This is a genomic window from Ruminococcus sp. AF17-22AC, assembly GCF_003460065.1.
In the GTDB taxonomy this organism is placed as follows: Bacteria; Bacillota; Clostridia; order Lachnospirales; family Lachnospiraceae; genus Blautia_A.
Genome location: NZ_QRXT01000016.1, coordinates 1 through 17,385, shown reverse-complemented (window position 1 = coordinate 17,385; position 17,385 = coordinate 1). Strand labels below are relative to the sequence as shown.

14 protein-coding genes are annotated in these 17,385 nt (G+C 41.5%); 11 read left to right on the top strand and 3 right to left on the bottom strand.

Annotation, left to right across the window (positions count from 1 at the left end):
- The first annotated feature begins 19 nt into the window (after positions 1-19).
- The 9 genes from mnmE (at position 20) to DWW86_RS15790 (ending at position 11,377) form a co-directional block, all read left to right on the top strand.
- Positions 20-1,393, top strand: a complete 1,374-nt coding sequence (mnmE, locus tag DWW86_RS15830) for a tRNA uridine-5-carboxymethylaminomethyl(34) synthesis GTPase MnmE (protein ID WP_072522523.1) — start codon at positions 20-22, stop codon at positions 1,391-1,393.
- Positions 1,394-1,408: 15 nt separating this feature from the next.
- Complete coding sequence (gene mnmG / locus DWW86_RS15825) at positions 1,409-3,298, top strand: tRNA uridine-5-carboxymethylaminomethyl(34) synthesis enzyme MnmG (RefSeq protein WP_072522522.1); 1,890 nt, start codon at positions 1,409-1,411, stop codon at positions 3,296-3,298.
- 19 nt (positions 3,299-3,317) lie between these two features.
- The gene (gene rsmG / locus DWW86_RS15820) at positions 3,318-4,040 is read left to right on the top strand and encodes a 16S rRNA (guanine(527)-N(7))-methyltransferase RsmG (protein WP_072522521.1); all 723 of its coding nucleotides are present in this window, start codon (positions 3,318-3,320) and stop codon (positions 4,038-4,040) included.
- Between the two features lie 223 nt (positions 4,041-4,263).
- Positions 4,264-5,232, top strand: coding sequence for an ABC transporter ATP-binding protein (locus DWW86_RS15815; RefSeq protein ID WP_117944016.1), 969 nt, complete (start codon positions 4,264-4,266; stop codon positions 5,230-5,232).
- Entirely contained in the window at positions 5,229-6,092 is an 864-nt protein-coding gene (locus DWW86_RS15810) for an ABC transporter permease (protein WP_117944014.1), read from the top strand. Before DWW86_RS15815 ends, DWW86_RS15810 begins: the two co-directional genes overlap by 4 nt.
- Positions 6,093-6,106: 14 nt before the next feature.
- Entirely contained in the window at positions 6,107-7,630 is a 1,524-nt protein-coding gene (locus DWW86_RS15805) for a Gldg family protein (protein WP_117944013.1), read from the top strand.
- Complete coding sequence (locus tag DWW86_RS15800) at positions 7,630-9,255, top strand: DUF4340 domain-containing protein (RefSeq protein ID WP_117944011.1); 1,626 nt, start codon at positions 7,630-7,632, stop codon at positions 9,253-9,255. Before DWW86_RS15805 ends, DWW86_RS15800 begins: the two co-directional genes overlap by 1 nt.
- Positions 9,256-9,333: 78 nt before the next feature.
- Entirely contained in the window at positions 9,334-10,359 is a 1,026-nt protein-coding gene (locus DWW86_RS15795; RefSeq protein WP_117944009.1) for a threonine aldolase family protein, read from the top strand.
- 64 nt (positions 10,360-10,423) lie between these two features.
- Positions 10,424-11,377 (top strand): alpha/beta fold hydrolase, encoded by a 954-nt coding sequence (locus tag DWW86_RS15790; RefSeq protein ID WP_117944007.1) that lies wholly within the window; start codon positions 10,424-10,426, stop codon positions 11,375-11,377.
- 185 nt (positions 11,378-11,562) lie between these two features.
- Here the strand turns inward: DWW86_RS15790 and DWW86_RS15785 are convergent, their stop codons facing one another.
- The 3 genes from DWW86_RS15785 to DWW86_RS15775 form a co-directional block, all read right to left on the bottom strand.
- Positions 11,563-12,711, bottom strand: a complete 1,149-nt coding sequence (locus DWW86_RS15785; protein ID WP_117944005.1) for an ABC transporter permease — start codon at positions 12,709-12,711, stop codon at positions 11,563-11,565.
- Complete coding sequence (locus tag DWW86_RS15780) at positions 12,698-13,822, bottom strand: ABC transporter permease (RefSeq protein WP_117944003.1); 1,125 nt, start codon at positions 13,820-13,822, stop codon at positions 12,698-12,700. Before DWW86_RS15780 ends, DWW86_RS15785 begins: the two co-directional genes overlap by 14 nt.
- An 85-nt stretch (positions 13,823-13,907) precedes the next feature.
- Complete coding sequence (locus tag DWW86_RS15775; RefSeq protein ID WP_072522509.1) at positions 13,908-14,837, bottom strand: ABC transporter ATP-binding protein; 930 nt, start codon at positions 14,835-14,837, stop codon at positions 13,908-13,910.
- Positions 14,838-15,050: 213 nt separating this feature from the next.
- On the opposite strand from DWW86_RS15775, the gene DWW86_RS15770 reads away from it, so the two are divergent.
- Both DWW86_RS15770 and DWW86_RS15765 read left to right on the top strand, forming a co-directional pair.
- A complete protein-coding gene (locus DWW86_RS15770) occupies positions 15,051-16,133 on the top strand; it encodes a sensor histidine kinase (protein ID WP_117944001.1) in 1,083 nt (360 codons plus the stop codon).
- Between the two features lie 14 nt (positions 16,134-16,147).
- Positions 16,148-16,768 carry a response regulator gene (locus DWW86_RS15765; protein WP_117944000.1) on the top strand — a complete coding sequence of 207 codons (621 nt, stop codon included), beginning with the start codon at positions 16,148-16,150 and terminating at the stop codon, positions 16,766-16,768.
- Positions 16,769-17,385 lie beyond the last annotated feature (617 nt).

Genomic DNA, 17,385 nt, shown 5'->3' with positions numbered 1-17,385 from the left:
TTCTTTTTCAGGAGGAAATATGGACGCTACAATTGCAGCAATTTCTACAGCTATGAGTGCTTCGGGTATCGGTATCGTCCGCATCAGCGGAGAAAAAGCAATGGATGTGATTGCGAACATTTACCGTTCCAAAAACGGCAAAAAAGATATCCGTGAAGCAGGAAGCCATACGATACATTATGGTTTTATATATGATGGAGAAGAAGTCGTAGATGAAGTATTAGTTATGATAATGAAAGGACCTCACACATATACAGGTGAGGACACTGTTGAAATAGATTGTCATGGCGGCGTATATGCCATGAAGAGAGTTCTCGAGACGGTACTGAAAAACGGTGCCATCATTGCAGAACCGGGAGAATTTACAAAAAGAGCGTTTTTAAACGGAAGACTGGATCTTTCGCAGGCAGAGGCGGTCATGGATGTCATTCAGGCCAAAAACTCAATGGCACTGAAAAGCTCTGTCGAGCAATTAAAGGGTTCTGTGCAGAAAGCAATCCGGGAGATCCGTGCAAGGCTGCTACATCAGATTGCTTATATTGAGACAGCACTTGACGATCCGGAGCATTTTGACCTTACCGGGTATCCACAGGAACTACTTGAAATTGTGGAAAAAGAGAGTGAAAATATAAGTGACCTGTTGAAAACTGCCGACGACGGAAGAATGATTCAGGAAGGAATCAAGACGGTCATCCTCGGAAAACCAAATGCGGGAAAATCATCGCTGCTTAATTTTCTGGTAGGGGAAGACCGTGCAATCGTTACAGAAATCGCAGGAACAACAAGAGATATTCTTGAGGAATATATATCACTGAATGGCATTACACTTCGAATGATTGATACGGCAGGTATCCGTGAGACAGAAGATATTGTGGAAAAGATTGGCGTCGGTAAAGCAAAACAGATGGCTGAGGATGCGGATCTGATCCTTTATGTGGTGGATTCTTCGCTTCCTCTTGATGATAATGACAGAGAAATCATGGAACTTCTTTCCGGAAGAAAGAGTATCGTGATCTACAATAAAACCGATCTGGAAGCCGCAGTGAGTATTGAAGAATTAAAAGAAAAAACAGGTAGTCCTGTCATTCCGGTATCCGTTGTGGAAGAAACAGGACTCAGACAGCTTGAAGATGAGATCAAGCGTATGTTTTTCCATGGAGAACTTTCTTTTAATGATGAGGTATATATTACAAATGCCCGCCATAAAGCAGCACTTGAAGAGGCGAAAGAAAGTCTGAGGCTGGTAAAAGAAAGTATTAACATGGGAATGGCAGAAGACTTTTTCTCCATAGATCTGATGAGTGCATACGAAAGCCTCGGACGCATCGTAGGCGAGTCAGTAGGAGAAGATCTTGTAAATGAAATATTCAGCAAATTCTGTGTAGGGAAGTAAGAAGGGAAGATAATAATGGAGAATAAAACACTGGAAAAAACCTGTGATATCGTAGTAGTAGGTGCAGGACATGCCGGATGTGAAGCCGCACTGGCCGGTGCACGTCTGGGACTTGATACAGTGATGTTTACGGTAAGCGTAGACAGTATTGCACTGATGCCGTGTAACCCGAATGTAGGCGGAAGCTCAAAGGGTCATCTGGTAAAAGAGCTGGATGCTCTCGGTGGAGAAATGGGTAAAAATATTGACAAGACATTTATTCAGTCAAAAATGTTGAACAAGTCCAAAGGTCCTGCTGTGCATTCCTTAAGAGCACAGGCAGATAAACAGGCATACAGTACAGAGATGCGAAAAACTCTGGAAAATCAGGAAAATCTGACCATCAAGCAGGGAGAAGTAACAGAACTTCTTGTCGAAGACGGAAAGATCACAGGTGTAAAACTGTATTCCGGAGCCATTTATCACTGTCAGGCAGTTGTACTCTGTACAGGAACTTATCTGAAAGCAAGATGCATCTACGGAGATGTCAGCAATTATACAGGCCCAAATGGTCTGCAGGCAGCCAATTATCTGACGGATTCCCTGAAATCTCTCGGAATCGAAATGTTTCGTTTCAAGACAGGAACACCAGCGCGAATTGCCGGAAATACCATCGACTATTCCAAGATGGAAGAACAGTTTGGTGATGAAAAAGTTGTGCCGTTTTCCTTTTCTACGGATCCGGAGTCGGTACAGATTCCGCAGAAATCCTGCTGGCTGACTTATACAAATGAAAAAACACATGAGATTATCCGTAACAATCTGGACCGTTCCCCGTTATATTCCGGAATGATTGAAGGAACCGGACCGAGATACTGCCCGTCCATCGAGGATAAAGTCGTTCGTTTTGCGGATAAAAACCGCCACCAGGTATTTATCGAACCAGAAGGACTTTATACGAATGAAATGTATATCGGCGGAATGTCCAGTTCTCTTCCGGAGGATGTTCAGGATGCCATGTATCATTCTGTTCCGGGGCTTGAACATGCAAAAATCGTAAAGAATGCTTATGCAATCGAATATGACTGCATCAATCCGCGTCAGCTCTATCCGACACTGGAATTTAAGAAGATCAAAGGTCTGTTCAGCGGCGGACAGTTTAACGGAAGCTCCGGATATGAAGAAGCTGCTGCACAGGGGTTGATTGCCGGAATCAATGCAGCAATGGAAATCAAAGGTCAGGAGCAGCTTGTACTGGATCGTTCCGAGGCTTATATTGGCGTGCTGATCGATGATCTTGTGACAAAAGAAAATCATGAGCCGTACCGAATGATGACCAGCCGTGCAGAATATCGACTGCTTCTGAGACAGGATAATGCCGATCTCCGTCTTCGCAAGAAAGGGTATCAGGCAGGGCTGATCGATGAAGAAACTTATCAGGCAGTTCTTCGAAAAGAAGAAGCCATTCAGAAAGAAATTGACAGAACCGAGCATGCAACGATCGGCGGAACACCACAGGTACAAAAACTTCTGGAAGAAAAGGGCAGCACACTTCTGAAATCCGGTACAACGATCGCCGAGCTGATCCGCAGACCGGAACTCAATTATGAAGATCTGGCACCAATCGATCCGGAAAGACCAGAGCTTCCGTGGGATGTGAAGCAGCAGGTGGAGATTAACCTGAAATATGAAGGATATATCAAACGTCAGCTCAAACAGGTAGAACAGTTTAAGAAACTGGAAGCAAAGAAAATTCCGGAAGATCTTGATTACGAAAAAGTAGGAAGTTTACGTATCGAAGCGAGACAGAAACTGGAACTATACCGTCCGATCTCCATTGGACAGGCATCTCGTATTTCCGGTGTATCACCGGCAGATATTTCCGTACTTCTGGTATATCTCGAACAGTACAGAAGAAATTCCTGAGAAAGAGAGGATAAGAATATTGGCTTATGATCTGAAAGTACTTGATAAAGGGTGTGAAGAACTCGGCATTACCCTGAATGAAGTGCAGAAACAGCAGTTTATTACATTTTATGAATATCTGGTTGAAAAAAACAAAGTCATGAACCTGACCGGAATCACAGAATTTCAGGAGGTGCTGGTAAAGCACTTTCTGGACAGCCTCGCCTGTGTGAAGGCTGTGGAAATGAACAAAATAAACAAAATCATGGATATCGGAACTGGTGCCGGTTTTCCAGGTGTTCCACTTAAGATTGCATTTCCGCATCTGGAAGCCTGCCTTCTGGACTCCCTGAAAAAACGTGTAAATTTTCTGGAGGAGACATTTGATCTTCTGAAGCTTGAAGACATCACGGCGATCCATGGACGTGCAGAAGAATTTGCAAAAAATAAATCGTACCGTGAACAGTATGATCTGTGCGTATCCAGAGCCGTATCCAATCTGGCAACTCTGTCAGAATATTGTCTTCCATATGTAAAGGTCGGCGGTCATTTTATTTCCTATAAATCCGGCACGGTAAAGGAAGAACTGCAGCAGGCAGAAAAAGCAGTAAAAATCCTCGGCGGTAAAATTCAGGATGTAGTTTATTTTAACCTTCCTGATTCTGAGATCCAGCGTTCTCTCGTCGTGATCGAGAAGATAAAAACGACGCCGGGACGCTATCCGCGCAAGGCAGGAACACCGTTAAAAGAACCTCTTGCGTAGGGTCAAATCAGCAATATTTATTTTCACAAAATCATCACAGATTTATCCTATTTTTATCACAACTTTCTCATAGAATATTCCAAGAGCAGACATAAGATCTGGCTCTAAAATGGAAGATGCTTCCAGGTACCCCCTATCTCTGTTTCACCTGGAGGTGTCTTTCATTTTGTATAGAGACAGAAATAATAAAACAATTATGTCAATGGAAAAGGAGGAGAGAATTGTGATTGAAGTAAACAATCTGGTCAAACGCTATGGAGATCATACAGCAGTTGACCACCTTTCTTTTAAAATAGAGAAGGGCAAAATCTACGGCTTTCTGGGGCCAAACGGAGCTGGTAAATCTACGACGATGAACATGATTACCGGTTATATAGCATCTACGGAGGGAACGGTAACCATTGACGGTCATGATATACTGGATGAACCGGAGCAGGCAAAAAAATGTATCGGCTATCTGCCGGAAATGCCGCCTCTTTATTTCGATATGACAGTGCTGGAATATATGAATTTCGTCGCTGATCTTAAAAAAATCCCAAAAGATAAAAAGAAATCCATGGTTGCAGAGGTCATGGAAATGGTAAAAATCACAGACATGAAAAACCGTCTGATCAAAAACCTTTCAAAAGGTTACAGACAGAGGGTTGGTCTTGCACAGGCAATTTTAGGATATCCGGAAGTGATCATTCTCGATGAACCTACAGTTGGTCTTGACCCGAAACAGATCATTGAAATTCGTGATCTGATTAAGAGTCTTAAGGAAAAACATACGGTAATTTTAAGTTCCCATATTCTTTCAGAGGTAAGTGCCGTCTGTGATTATGTACTGATCATTTCCCATGGTAAACTTGTTGCCAGTGATACACCGGAGAACCTCGGAAAACTTGCAGAAGGATCTAATACCCTGAATCTGATCGTAAAAGGTGAGAAAGACAAGATCTGCACGGCACTCGGACAGATTGAGGGTGTGAAGAATGTCACTGCAGCCGACGCAAAAGAAGAACATGCATGGAATGTAAATGTTTCCACAAATGAGGACAGAGATGTTCGTGAAGAGGTATTCTTCAAAATGGCAGATGCGAAGTGCCCGATCCTTGAGATGCAGTCCAGGAAAGTATCTCTGGAGGAAATCTTCCTTGAACTGACCGAAGACGATAAAAAAACAGACAAAAAGGAGGGGGAAGATAAATGATCGCAGTATATAAAAGAGAGCTGAGAAGTTACCTTACATCTATGATTGGCTATCTGTTCATATTTTTTATCCTGCTTCTGACTGGTATTTATTTTTCCGCATATCAGCTTGGAGCGTCATACCCACGTTTTGAATATACATTGAGTGCACTGACTTTTGTATTCTTGATCAGTGTACCGATCCTTACTATGAGAGTTCTTGCAGAAGAACGTAAACAGAAGACAGATCAGCTGCTCCTCACCGCACCGGTATCGGTAGAAAAAATCGTTCTCGGCAAATATCTTGCCCTGGTTACAATCTTTGCAATTCCGATGCTGGTCATGTGCTTTTATCCATTACTTATGACAAAATTCGGCACAGTATCTCTGGGTGCAGCTTATACGGCAGTCCTCGGATTTTTCCTTCTGGGCTGTGCAAACCTTGCAATCGGTGTGTTTATTTCATCGCTTACTGAAAGCCAGGTCATTGCGGCAGTGCTGACCTTTGTCATTCTGTTTGCTTTTTATATGATGAATGGCATTTCTTCTTTCTTCTCCGAAGGCGCAATGTCTACATGTATTACATTTGGACTTCTTATCCTTGCAGCAGCAATCATAATCTACACCATGATCAAAAACTTCCTGATCTCCGCAGTTGTCTGCGTGGTAGGAGAAATTGCACTTGTGATCGTTTATGTCGTGAATTCCAGCTTTTTCTCAGGCGGAATCCAGAAAGTACTGGATATTTTTAACCTGAGCAGCCATTTTGACAACTTTGCAAATGCAATTTTCGATGTAAAAGGAATTCTGTATTTTGTGTCTGTAATCGCAGTATGCTTATTCCTGACCGTACAGTCGATTGCCAAGAGACGCTGGAATTAAGGAGGTGGGAGACAATGAAATTTACAGATAAATTTAAAGCAAAGAAGACAGAAAATCAGGAAAATCCGGTAAACGAAGCTTCAAAGAAAGAAAAGAAACCTCTGAAGCAGAAGATCAAGGATTCCATGAACAAAAAGTATCTCAAAAATGGCTCCTACAGCGTAGTCATCAGTGCCATTTTTGTTGTGATCGTACTTGTAGTCAATATGATCGTCGGCTCACTTCCAACAAAATATACGGAGGTTGATGTCAGCAGCGAAAAACTGTACAGCATCAGTGATGATACAAAAAAATTCCTTAAAAAACTGGACAAAGATATCACAATTTATCAGGTAGTTCAGAGTGGTTCCGAAGATGAGACCATTAAGAAACTTCTGGAAAAATATGAGGAAGAATCGGATCACATTAAAGTAGAACAGAAAGATCCGGTAGTAAACCCGAAATTTACATCCGACTATACAAGTGACGATGTTGCTGCAAACAGCCTGATCGTTGTATGTGGTGACAGAAGCAAAGTGGTAAATTACAGCAGTATTTATGAATCTTCTATAGATTACAATACTTATCAGTCTACAACGACAGGATTTGATGGAGAAGGCCAGATTGACAGTGCAATTTCCTATGTGACATCAGAAGACCTTCCGGTGCTTTATACGCTGGACGGACATGGTGAAAAAGAACTGGATTCCACACTTCAGGAGGATATCCAGAAGGCGAATATTGACATTAAGTCCCTGAATCTGATCACAGAAGAAAAAGTTCCGGATGATACGGCATGTCTGCTGATCAATGCACCTACTTCTGATATTTCCGAATCTGAAAAAGATGCAATTATTGATTATCTGGAAAATGGCGGAAAGGCTATGATTTTCTCTGATTATACAGAAGAATCTATGGAAAATTTTGATGCCGTTCTTGCAAATTATGGTGTGGAAAGAACAGATGGTATCGTGATAGAGGGCGATTCACAGCATTATGCACAGATGCCTTATTATCTGATACCGACGGTCAACAGCACAGATGCAATCTCTGATTTTGCATCCAAAGGATATTATGTTTTGATGCCATATGCACAGGGAATCAAACAGACAGACAATCTTCGTGACACCGTTACAGTCAACAGTCTTCTGACTACTTCTGACAGTGCATATTCCAAGGTTGATGTCAACAGCGGCACAATTGACAAGAGCGATGATGATATTGATGGTCCGTTTGACCTGGGTGTAAGTATTACCGAAACTCTGGATGATGATAAAGAAACTCAGATTGTTTATTACACAAGTTCCAATCTCATGGACAGCCAGATCAACCAGATGGTATCCGGCGGCAACGAACAGATGATCATGAGTTCTCTGAACTGGATGTGCAGCTCTGATGAAACAGAGACGATTTCCATCCCGTCTAAGAACCTGCAGATTTCCTATCTGACACTGACTGCTTATGATGTAAGCTTCTGGAAAATTATGGTAATGGGAATCATCCCGGTTATTTTCCTTGTCATTGGATTTATGGTATGGCTGAAAAGGAGAAAAGCATAATGAAGAAAAAAACAGTCAAACTTGTTTCTGCTGTTGTGGTGCTTGGTGTGGCATGCGGTGCTTATGTCGGTGTGAATTCTTATGTTTCTTCACAGGAAGCAAAAGAGGCTGAGAAAGAGGATAAGAGTGTTGATTTCATAAGCCTTAAAGCAGATGCTGTGACAGCAGTTTCTTTTAAAGCAGATGACGCAGATGTAGAATTTGATAAAAAAGATGATAGCTGGACAGAAAAATCAGATGCAGATTTTCCGGTAAATCAGGATACTGTGGATAATGCAGTTAAGGGAGTTGCTTCCCTTACTGCAGATCAGGAGATTTCGGATGTTGAGGATTTGAGTCAGTATGAGCTGGATGATCCGCAGAATACGATCACACTGACAACAGCAGATGGAGATACAACACTTCAGGTTGGCATGGAATCTTCGAATAATCAGTATTACGTGAAGAAGGAGGACGATGATAAGAATGTCTATCTGGTATCAAGTACATCATTGGAGCCTTTTATGGGAGGATTATATGATTTTGCCGAGAGCGGTACATTCCCATCTGTTACTTCTGCAACAATCACAGATGTAAAAGTTGACAAAGAAGACGGATATGAACTTACGCAGGATGCAGATAATCTGTTCTGGAATGTCTCTGATGGAAAAGATACAGAAAAGGCAGATACAACGAAAGCAGGAAATGTGACATCGGCAATTGGTTCTCTTGCGTATGACAAATTCGTAGATTACAACTGCACGGATGATGCAAAATATGGATTTGACGATCCGTATGCTGTAGTTACAGTGAAATACACTGAAGAAGAAGCAGTGGAAAGCGATGAAGAAGATGCTGACAGCGAAGAGAGCACAGAATCTTCAGAAGAAAACACAGATGCAGATTCTGATACTGCAGAAAGTGCTGATGCATCAGAAGAAGATTCTTCCGAGGATGAGCAGGAGACCCGGACGGTTGAGAAGACACTTACCATCTATGTGGGAGATGAGACCGGTGATGACCGTTATGTAAAAGTAGATGACAGCAAAGAAGTATACACAATCACCAAAGATTCCCTGACAGATATCCTTGACAGTACAATATCTGATTTTTACAGCCTGACCGTAAATTATGTATCCGTGAATGATCTGGATTCACTGGAAATAAAGAGTGATGACGGAGATCACACAGTTGACGTTGTAAGGGAGACAGCTAAGGCTGAGGATGAAGAAGAGTCCGATACTGATACAGATACATCAGATGAAGAAAATACAGATGAAAGCAGTGCAGAGACATCTGATGAGAGTTCTGCTGATGTAGATTCCTCTGACGAAACCACTTCAGATACTACAACGACTTCATATGAGCTGGACGGAGAAGAACTCGATGAATCGGCATTTACGACCTTCTACAACAAACTCATCAATATGACTGCACAGGAGCGTCTTACCGAGGAATATACTCCGGATGGTGAGGCAGCATATACATTCCTCTTCAAAGATACAGATGGAAATGAAACTACTGCAGAATATTATGAGTATGATACAAACTTCTATGCAGCAGTCGTAGGAGATAAGGTTTATCTGGTAAATAAGATGAACGTAAAAGAACTGAATGACGCTTATCAGGATATGATAAATCGGTGAATACTTCCCCCGCGAGTTGCCCGCGGGGGATTTTTTTGATAAAATGAATCTGATTTTACTACAAGTGAGGAACGAGAAATGTTATATTTTGTAAATGACTATTCAGAAGGTGCACATGAAAAAGTTCTTCAGCACCTGATTGACACCAATATGAAACAGCTTTCCGGTTATGGCACGGACCATTACTGTGAAACAGCTAAGGAAAAGATAAAGAAAGCATGCGGCTGTGAGGACGCAGAAGTCTATTTGCTGACAGGCGGCACACAGACCAATCAGATTGTCATTGACACCATGCTGGCACCGTATGAGGGCGTTGTAGCGGCTCACACGGGACATGTCAGCACACATGAAGCCGGTGCAATCGAATTTACCGGACATAAAGTACTGGAGCTTCCGGAAAAAAACGGTAAGATCTGTGCATCAGACCTTAAAGAACTGGTAGAAACATTTTATGGAGATGATAACCATGAGCATATGGTATTTCCGGGAATGGTCTATATTTCATATCCGACAGAATATGGAACTTTATACAGCAAAAAAGAGCTGGAAGAGCTTTCTTCTGTGTGCAGAAAATATAAGCTGCCGCTTTTTCTCGACGGAGCAAGACTGATTTATGGCCTTGTCAGTAAAGAGACAGATGTGACACTGCATGATATTGCCAGGCTTTGCGATGTATTTTATATTGGCGGAACAAAAGCCGGACTGCTTTGTGGTGAAGCGGTTGTCTTTACCGGAAAATGTATGCCAAAACATTTTCTCACACGTGTAAAACAGCATGGCGCACTTCTTGCAAAAGGCAGACTCCTTGGCGTGCAGTTTGATGCACTTTTTACAGATGACCTCTATCTGGCAATCGGCAAAAATGCCATCGAGACGGCAGCAGTCCTGAAAGAAGGCTTAAAGAAAAAAGGATATCAGTTTTTTATTGATTCACCTACAAATCAGCAGTTTGTCGTACTTGAAAACAGCAGAATGGAAGAGTTAAAAAAAGACGTACAGTTTGGTTTCTGGGAAAAAGCTGACGATTCGCATACAGTGGTCAGATTTGCAACCAGCTGGGCAACCAGAATGGAAGATGTACAAAAACTTCTTTCTTTGTTATAGATTGTAAAAAAACTTTTTTTAGCGTATAATAAAGCTACTCAGGTGATAAAAAGGGAGGTAGAACATGAACAAGCACAGTAAACGACTGCTTACTCTTGTAGCACTGGCGACAACAACAACTGCCACGATCCATATTATAAATAAAGTAATTGCAGCATCCGCCTGTCTTAAGGAAATGCTGGATACAGATGTCAGAAACTATTATCATTGGCGTTTTGGCGATATTTATTATACAAAAAAAGGTAAAGGAAGCCCGATTCTTCTGATTCATGATATGCTTCCGGGTGGTTCCGGATATGAATGGACCAGAATCGAGGATGAACTTTCGCTGGAGCATACCGTATACAATCTGGATCTTCCGGGATGCGGACGTTCTGAGAAGCCGGGCATGACTTATACAAATTTTGTTTATGTTCAGGCAATCTGTGACTTTATTAAAAATGTAATCGGAGAAAAAACGGATGTCATTGTAAATGGATATTCCGCTTCCTTTGTAGTTATGGCATGCCATAACGAAAAGACATTGTTTGATAAGATCATGATGGTGAATCCGGTCAGCCTTGCCAGTCTGAAGCAGATGCCTGGCAGGAAAGAAAAGCTTCTGCGCAAATGTCTGGAGATTCCGGTATTCGGAACACTGGTTTATCATATGGTTGTATCAAGAAGTGCAGTCAATGATGACTTTATTGAGAACTATGCATTTGATCCGTTCCATCCGGATCGGGAACTTCAGGATGCATATTATGAAGCTGCTCACAGAGGCGGATGCTATGCAAAGAATGTATATGCAAATAAAGCTTCAAAATATATGAACATTGATATTACCCGGGGCCTCAAAGAGATTGACAACAGCCTTTATATCGTAGAAGGTGAAGCGGAAAATAATGGTGAAGCGATCGTAGAAGCTTACCAGAATGTCAATCCGTCTGTAGAGGTTGCGACACTTAAAGAAACGAAGCATTTCCCACATGTAGAAGTTCCGGAACAGTTCCTGGAGCAGGTTGGAATTTTCTTCTGAAATCAATACAGTAAAATGTCATAAGACAAGAGTATAGATAGCCCACAGCAGATGCTGTGGGCTTTGTTCTAATTAAGAATATATCAGAATTGCGAGTCATTCATTGAGACTTGGTTAATGATAATCATTAAGCATCGGCAATGGGGGTAATCTGTGTACCGATGCCAGAAATCTATTAGAAGCGATTATCCCTGCCGTTTGTATTTGGAAACAGCAAGGATCAGTGCGAGCAAAGCAAGAGTAAACATGATTTCGATTCCCATGGATTTCCAGATATCAACAGCAATTTTACCGGAGACGACATGATACCGGGAAAGAGTCTCGTTGATGCTTTCATACCAGTAAACAGGCAGAAACTGTGCAATCTTAAGGACTTTTTTATCCATGATATTTATTGGAACAAAGACACCTGACAGGAAACACATGCCAAGGGAAACGATGTTTGTGATTCCATTGAGCATGTTGTTGTTTTTCATAAAAAGGCCAATCAGATATGCCAGTGAAAGTGCAATTGTCAGCATAAGGAAGGTATTTAACAGGTAATACCCCAGAACTTTGGAAGTCAGGAGTTCGTTCCCATACATAATACCGGCACCGGCGACTACTATCAGCCAGAGAACCAAACTGATTGTAAACATGGCAAGCAGACCTTCGAGGTTCTGTCTGCGGGTGGAGATGGCAGATGCCAGCATACGTTTTTGTATATCCTCTTTTCGGAATGCCAGAAGGATATAGCCCATGGAGTAGCACAATACGGCCAGAAACAGATATGGAATATAACGGAAATAATACGTATATCCCGGCGTTTCGATTGTTGTTTCATCGTCCTGATACATGGTAACTTCCGAAGCAGACTGTTCAAGCGCAGCAGAGGCGGCTTCTTTCTGTGAAAATCCGGCAGCAGTATAAGTGCGGATGGAATTCAGCCATACATTTATCTGCTGGTCGACATAAAAAGAAGAATAGGATCCGGGTACTTTTGTGACAGAAAGCGGGTTTTCGTCTACAATACAGGTTTCATAAAAATCTTTCGGAATCTGCACGATATATTCTGCATTTCTGTAAAAAAGTTCCTCTTGCATCACTGTAGGTTCTGCGGAAATCTCATATACATTATGGATGGTTTTAAGATAATCCGTGAGTGCGTGAGAAAGTGTGCTGTCATCCTGATCTGCGATGGCAAGGTCGATCCGCGTCTTTTCAAAATCTTCCAGATGATCCTTTTTGGCGGATGCCTGAAGTGCCATGGCAATCGAAAAGAAAATCACCAGATAGATGCTGACCAGACCAATATTATTTTTTAATATTTTCATATAACACTTAAATACTGTCATATCGATTCCTCCTGATCAGTAAAAATGAGGCAAAAACAAGTGCAGCACTCATGACTGCCAGTGTCAGTACATTTCGATAGTAGCGAGTCGGATCATCGTATACATTAATGCAGTAAAATGCATCCGAGATAAGTGCAGCAGGATTGATGCGGTTGATGATTGGAAAATGCTTTTCTACCGAATCTTTCATCGAACTGTTCATCAGGCCTGAGAGAAAACTGCAGACCATGGAAATGGCGAGGATAACAGATACTTTGATGCCCTCACTCATTTTGCTGAGGCTGCCTACAAACAGACCTATGGAGACACCGATGAGGCTTCCGAAAAGAGAAATAAGAAGCATTTTTCCTATCTGTCCCTGGAAGTCAAGTTTCAAAATGTTTCGCAGATAAATAAGCAGGATAATGACGTCTGCATATCCGATCAGGAAAGATGCAATCTGCTCGGATAAGATCAATTTCAGCTTGTGGGTAGGAGTGACACAGCGCCTTGCCGCCAGAGCCGTTAAATTGGCCTGTAATGTGATTGCGGAGCCAAAGCCGATAAAACATCCATAGAGACATGCCATTGCAATCAGAGCGTAAAAAAACTGCGAATTCCCGTCAATTGTTTTTCCGCCCAGAGAAACCTCCTGAACCAGATTGCGAGTGTCTATCATCTGTGTAAGTCCGTTCAGAAGCCCGGATGGATGAGTTTTCAAAATCGTCCGTATGGTGTGCAGACTGTTGTTATAACTTTCCAGAATGGACTGTAGAATGCTTTCCGGGATTCCGTGTGCGTTGATCGTCAGGGAAGGCGTCATACCGGTATAATAAATTCCGGAGATTTCTTTGTTTTTCAGGGCTGCAAGAGCCTTTTGCTCTGTCAGTTCATGTATGTTGATCAGATCTGAGTCACTTTTTTGCACCTGTTCAAGATAAAAATCAAATAATGGATTGCTGGTTGTTTCTCTTACCAGAGCCACCTGTACCGTCTCAAAATCGGCATCATTGAGATTTCCGAAAGCAAAAAAGAAAAAAGTGCCGAGTATCAGAGGAAAAACAAGTGGCCAGAAAGTCATATTAAAATTCCGGAGTTTTACCAGAATGTTATATTTTATTAAATGCAGCATAAGAAATCCTTTCTGTAATCATTAATTATACAAAATAATGCATAAATATACATCATGTATTTCTCTTTATATGCCTGAAAAACCATTAATCGCGAAGCTGTTTTCCGGTGATTTCCAGAAAAACATCGTTCAGCGTCGGAAGCTCGGAAAATACTCTTCCGAAGGTGATATCCTGACTTTGCAGATAATTCAGAAGACGAATCAGATTATGTTGTGCACCGGTGCAACGGAGTACAAGAATCTGATTTTCATAATGCAGATCAAATACATGAGGAAGACTGCGGATATCCCGCAGATGTTTTTCCTCCAGAAGAATTGCTTCTACGGTGATAGTTTCGCCGGTCTTGATCATTTTCTTTAATTCTTCGGATGTACCGGAAGCAATGACCCGACCATGGTCCATAATCGCGATGCGAGTGCAGATCTGTTCAATTTCTTCCATGTAATGTGAAGTATAGATGATCGTTGATCCCTGCGCATTCAGCTTTTGAATACCTTCGAGGATTTTATTACGGCTTTGCGGGTCGACGGCCACAGTTGGTTCGTCCATGATGATAAGACGTGGTTTGTGGGCAATTCCACAGGCAATATTCAGCCTGCGAAGAAGACCGCCGGACAACTTTTTCGGGCGCATTTTGCAATAATCTTCAAGTCCTGCAAATTGGACAGCATCATCAACCAGTTTTTTACGTTTCTTTTTATCGGAAACATACAGACCACAGAAATAATCGATGTTTTCATACACGGTCAGTTCGTCAAAAACAGCAACGTTTTGCAGTACGATTCCAATCTGCTGTTTTGCCTGATAATTGTCAGGTGTCATAGGCTGTCCAAAAATTTCAATGGTTCCCTTATCATATTTCAAAAGGGAAAGAAGACAGTTGATAGCAGTTGTCTTCCCTGAGCCGTTCGGTCCGAGCAGCCCGAAGATCTCACCTTCATGAATATCCAGGCTCAGGTGGTTGAGTGCAACCAGATCACCGTATCTTTTTACCAGATTTTCTATATGGATCATAAGAATCCCTCCAGTTAAATAGTTACTTTCACATAGTAATATCAGGAATATAAACGTCGTTTATGAGAATATGAAGGCTTTTATACCTGATAACTACAGTATAAAATAAGATGCGTTCAATACCAAGTGTAAGATGTCACAAGAAAAACATGACATTTGTCACTTTGAGAGGTATGGAATATGTTATATTATTATAACAACGGGAGGAGAGAAATGGGATATTTTCAGGATACGGGAGTATTGCTGCTGTATTGTATGACTGCATTATTCTGGATAAGTGCAGACAGAAAGTTTATATTTGCACTGCTTTATGCGCTTGTCCTTTTGTGCGGAGAATATGTTCTGGAACACAGGATGACAAAGATTCTGGGTTGCGTGGCGTTTGTCGGGACTTCGATTCTTATCCCTGAACTTGTAGTATTTTATCCAGTGATGGGATATGCTTTGCTTAAAGAAAAAAGCCGGGTAGCAGCATTGACCAGTATGATTACAGGTGGTGTGATACTGACAGAAAATACATATTTGCAAAATGGGATGCTGCTGAATGTTGCCTTTGGCTGTCTACTTGCAGTACTTTTGGAAAGAAAAACGAAAAAGTACGATAAATTGGATAGAGAATTTCGGAAAACAATTGATGATGGAGAAGAAAAAACACTTCTTCTGGCAGAAAAAAACAGAGCTCTGATAGAAAAACAAAATTATGAAATATATGCGGCGACACTCCGTGAAAGAAACAGAATTGCAAGGGAAATCCATGATAATGTGGGACATGTACTTTCGCGTACAATACTTCTGACAGGGGCTGCGAAGGCTTTAAATAAGGATCAGAACCTGGAACCTATACTCGATGGACTGGACGATTCGCTTAATTCTGCAATGGACAGTATTCGTTCAAGTGTGCATGATTTACATGATGAAGCGGTTAATCTGCAGGAAAGTATAAAGGGAATTATTCGGGACTTTAAATATTGCGAAGTTGAATTGAAATACGATATGTCCAATAAAGTGACCAGTAATGTAAAATATTGTCTTATTGGAATTGTAAAAGAAGCACTTTCAAATGTAATGAAATACAGTGGTGCGACTTATGTAAAAATAACGGTAAGAGAACACCCGGCATTATACCAGTTGTGCGTGGAAGATAATGGACATGGATGTGCAGATAATATGAATAAAACGACGGGAATTGGTTTGAAAAATATGCAGGAAAGGGTGTCCACACTGAATGGAACGCTACGGATTGAGAGTGAAAAAGGTTTTCGGATTTTTGTAGTGATACCGAAAGAAATGCAGTAAATGAGGAGTTTGTAATGAAAATAGTAATTGTAGATGATGATTGTCTGGTTACAGGGGCATTAAAGACGATTCTGGAAGTGAATGAGGATGTTGATGTAGTGGCAACGGGGCTGGATGGAAGGGATGCTGTGCTGCTATACGGAGAGCACAAACCAGATGTACTTCTGATGGATATTCGTATGAAAAATATGGATGGACTGGAGGCGGCAACGGAGATTTTACACGTATATCCTGAAGCAAATATACTGCTTCTTACAACATTTCTGGATGATGAATATATTGTAAAAGCACTTCGCATAGGGGCGAAGGGATATCTTTTAAAACAGGATTATGCAAGTATTTTGTCTGCACTCCGGGCGGTCTGCTCCGGACAAACGGTTTTTGGGGCGGAAATTGTGTCAAAAATACCGGATCTAATAAGAAAGGAGGATGAATTTGATTATGCGGCTCGTGGAATCAATGAGCGGGAGAAGAAAATTATTCGATTGATTGCGGATGGAAACAGTAATAAGGAGATTGCGGCGGAGTTATATTTGAGTGAGGGAACGATCAGAAATTATCTGAGTTCGATTTTGGATAAATTGCAGTTGAGAGATCGGACGCAGCTGGCAATTTTCTATTATCAACATAAGTAGAAAATACAGATTTAGTGGATGATTTGATGAATGCAGATGCATAAAATAGTAAAAATTGAATGAATAATTATTAATTGATATGCATAGAAGTAGAAAGAATCCGTATAGATGAAACAGAGTGAACAAGGGAGATGGGAAAATAAGAAAAAGAGTGCTGAAAGGTGGGGTAAATGCAATAAAATGGGGAGAGAAGAAAGACAAATGTTCGTGATGCACAGACTGGCAGAGAAAACATAAAATTAGTTAACATAATTCATGAAATGCTTGTTGATGGGACTATCTGGTGTGAGCTGAAATAATAATTCTAACTTTATACACGCCGAAATATAATGCAAACTCACGCAGCCTCTATACACAGGACGGATGCAGGAACAAGCCCCAATTTCTACTCACTTCGCGCGCTGATAAGCCGCCATTCGCGCAAACTCGCTACGCTCAGACAGAGCGCTCGGTGACGGCAGCTAGCGCAAAGCTCGTAACGAAATTTGACCAAGGTTCCTGCATCTGTCCCGTTATAGAGGCTGCTGTATTTTAGCAATGTTTCAGGTGAAACATAAGTGAACTGACAAACTACAAGTATACGTCTTGTTGCTGCCTTATATTTGCCAATAATGAAA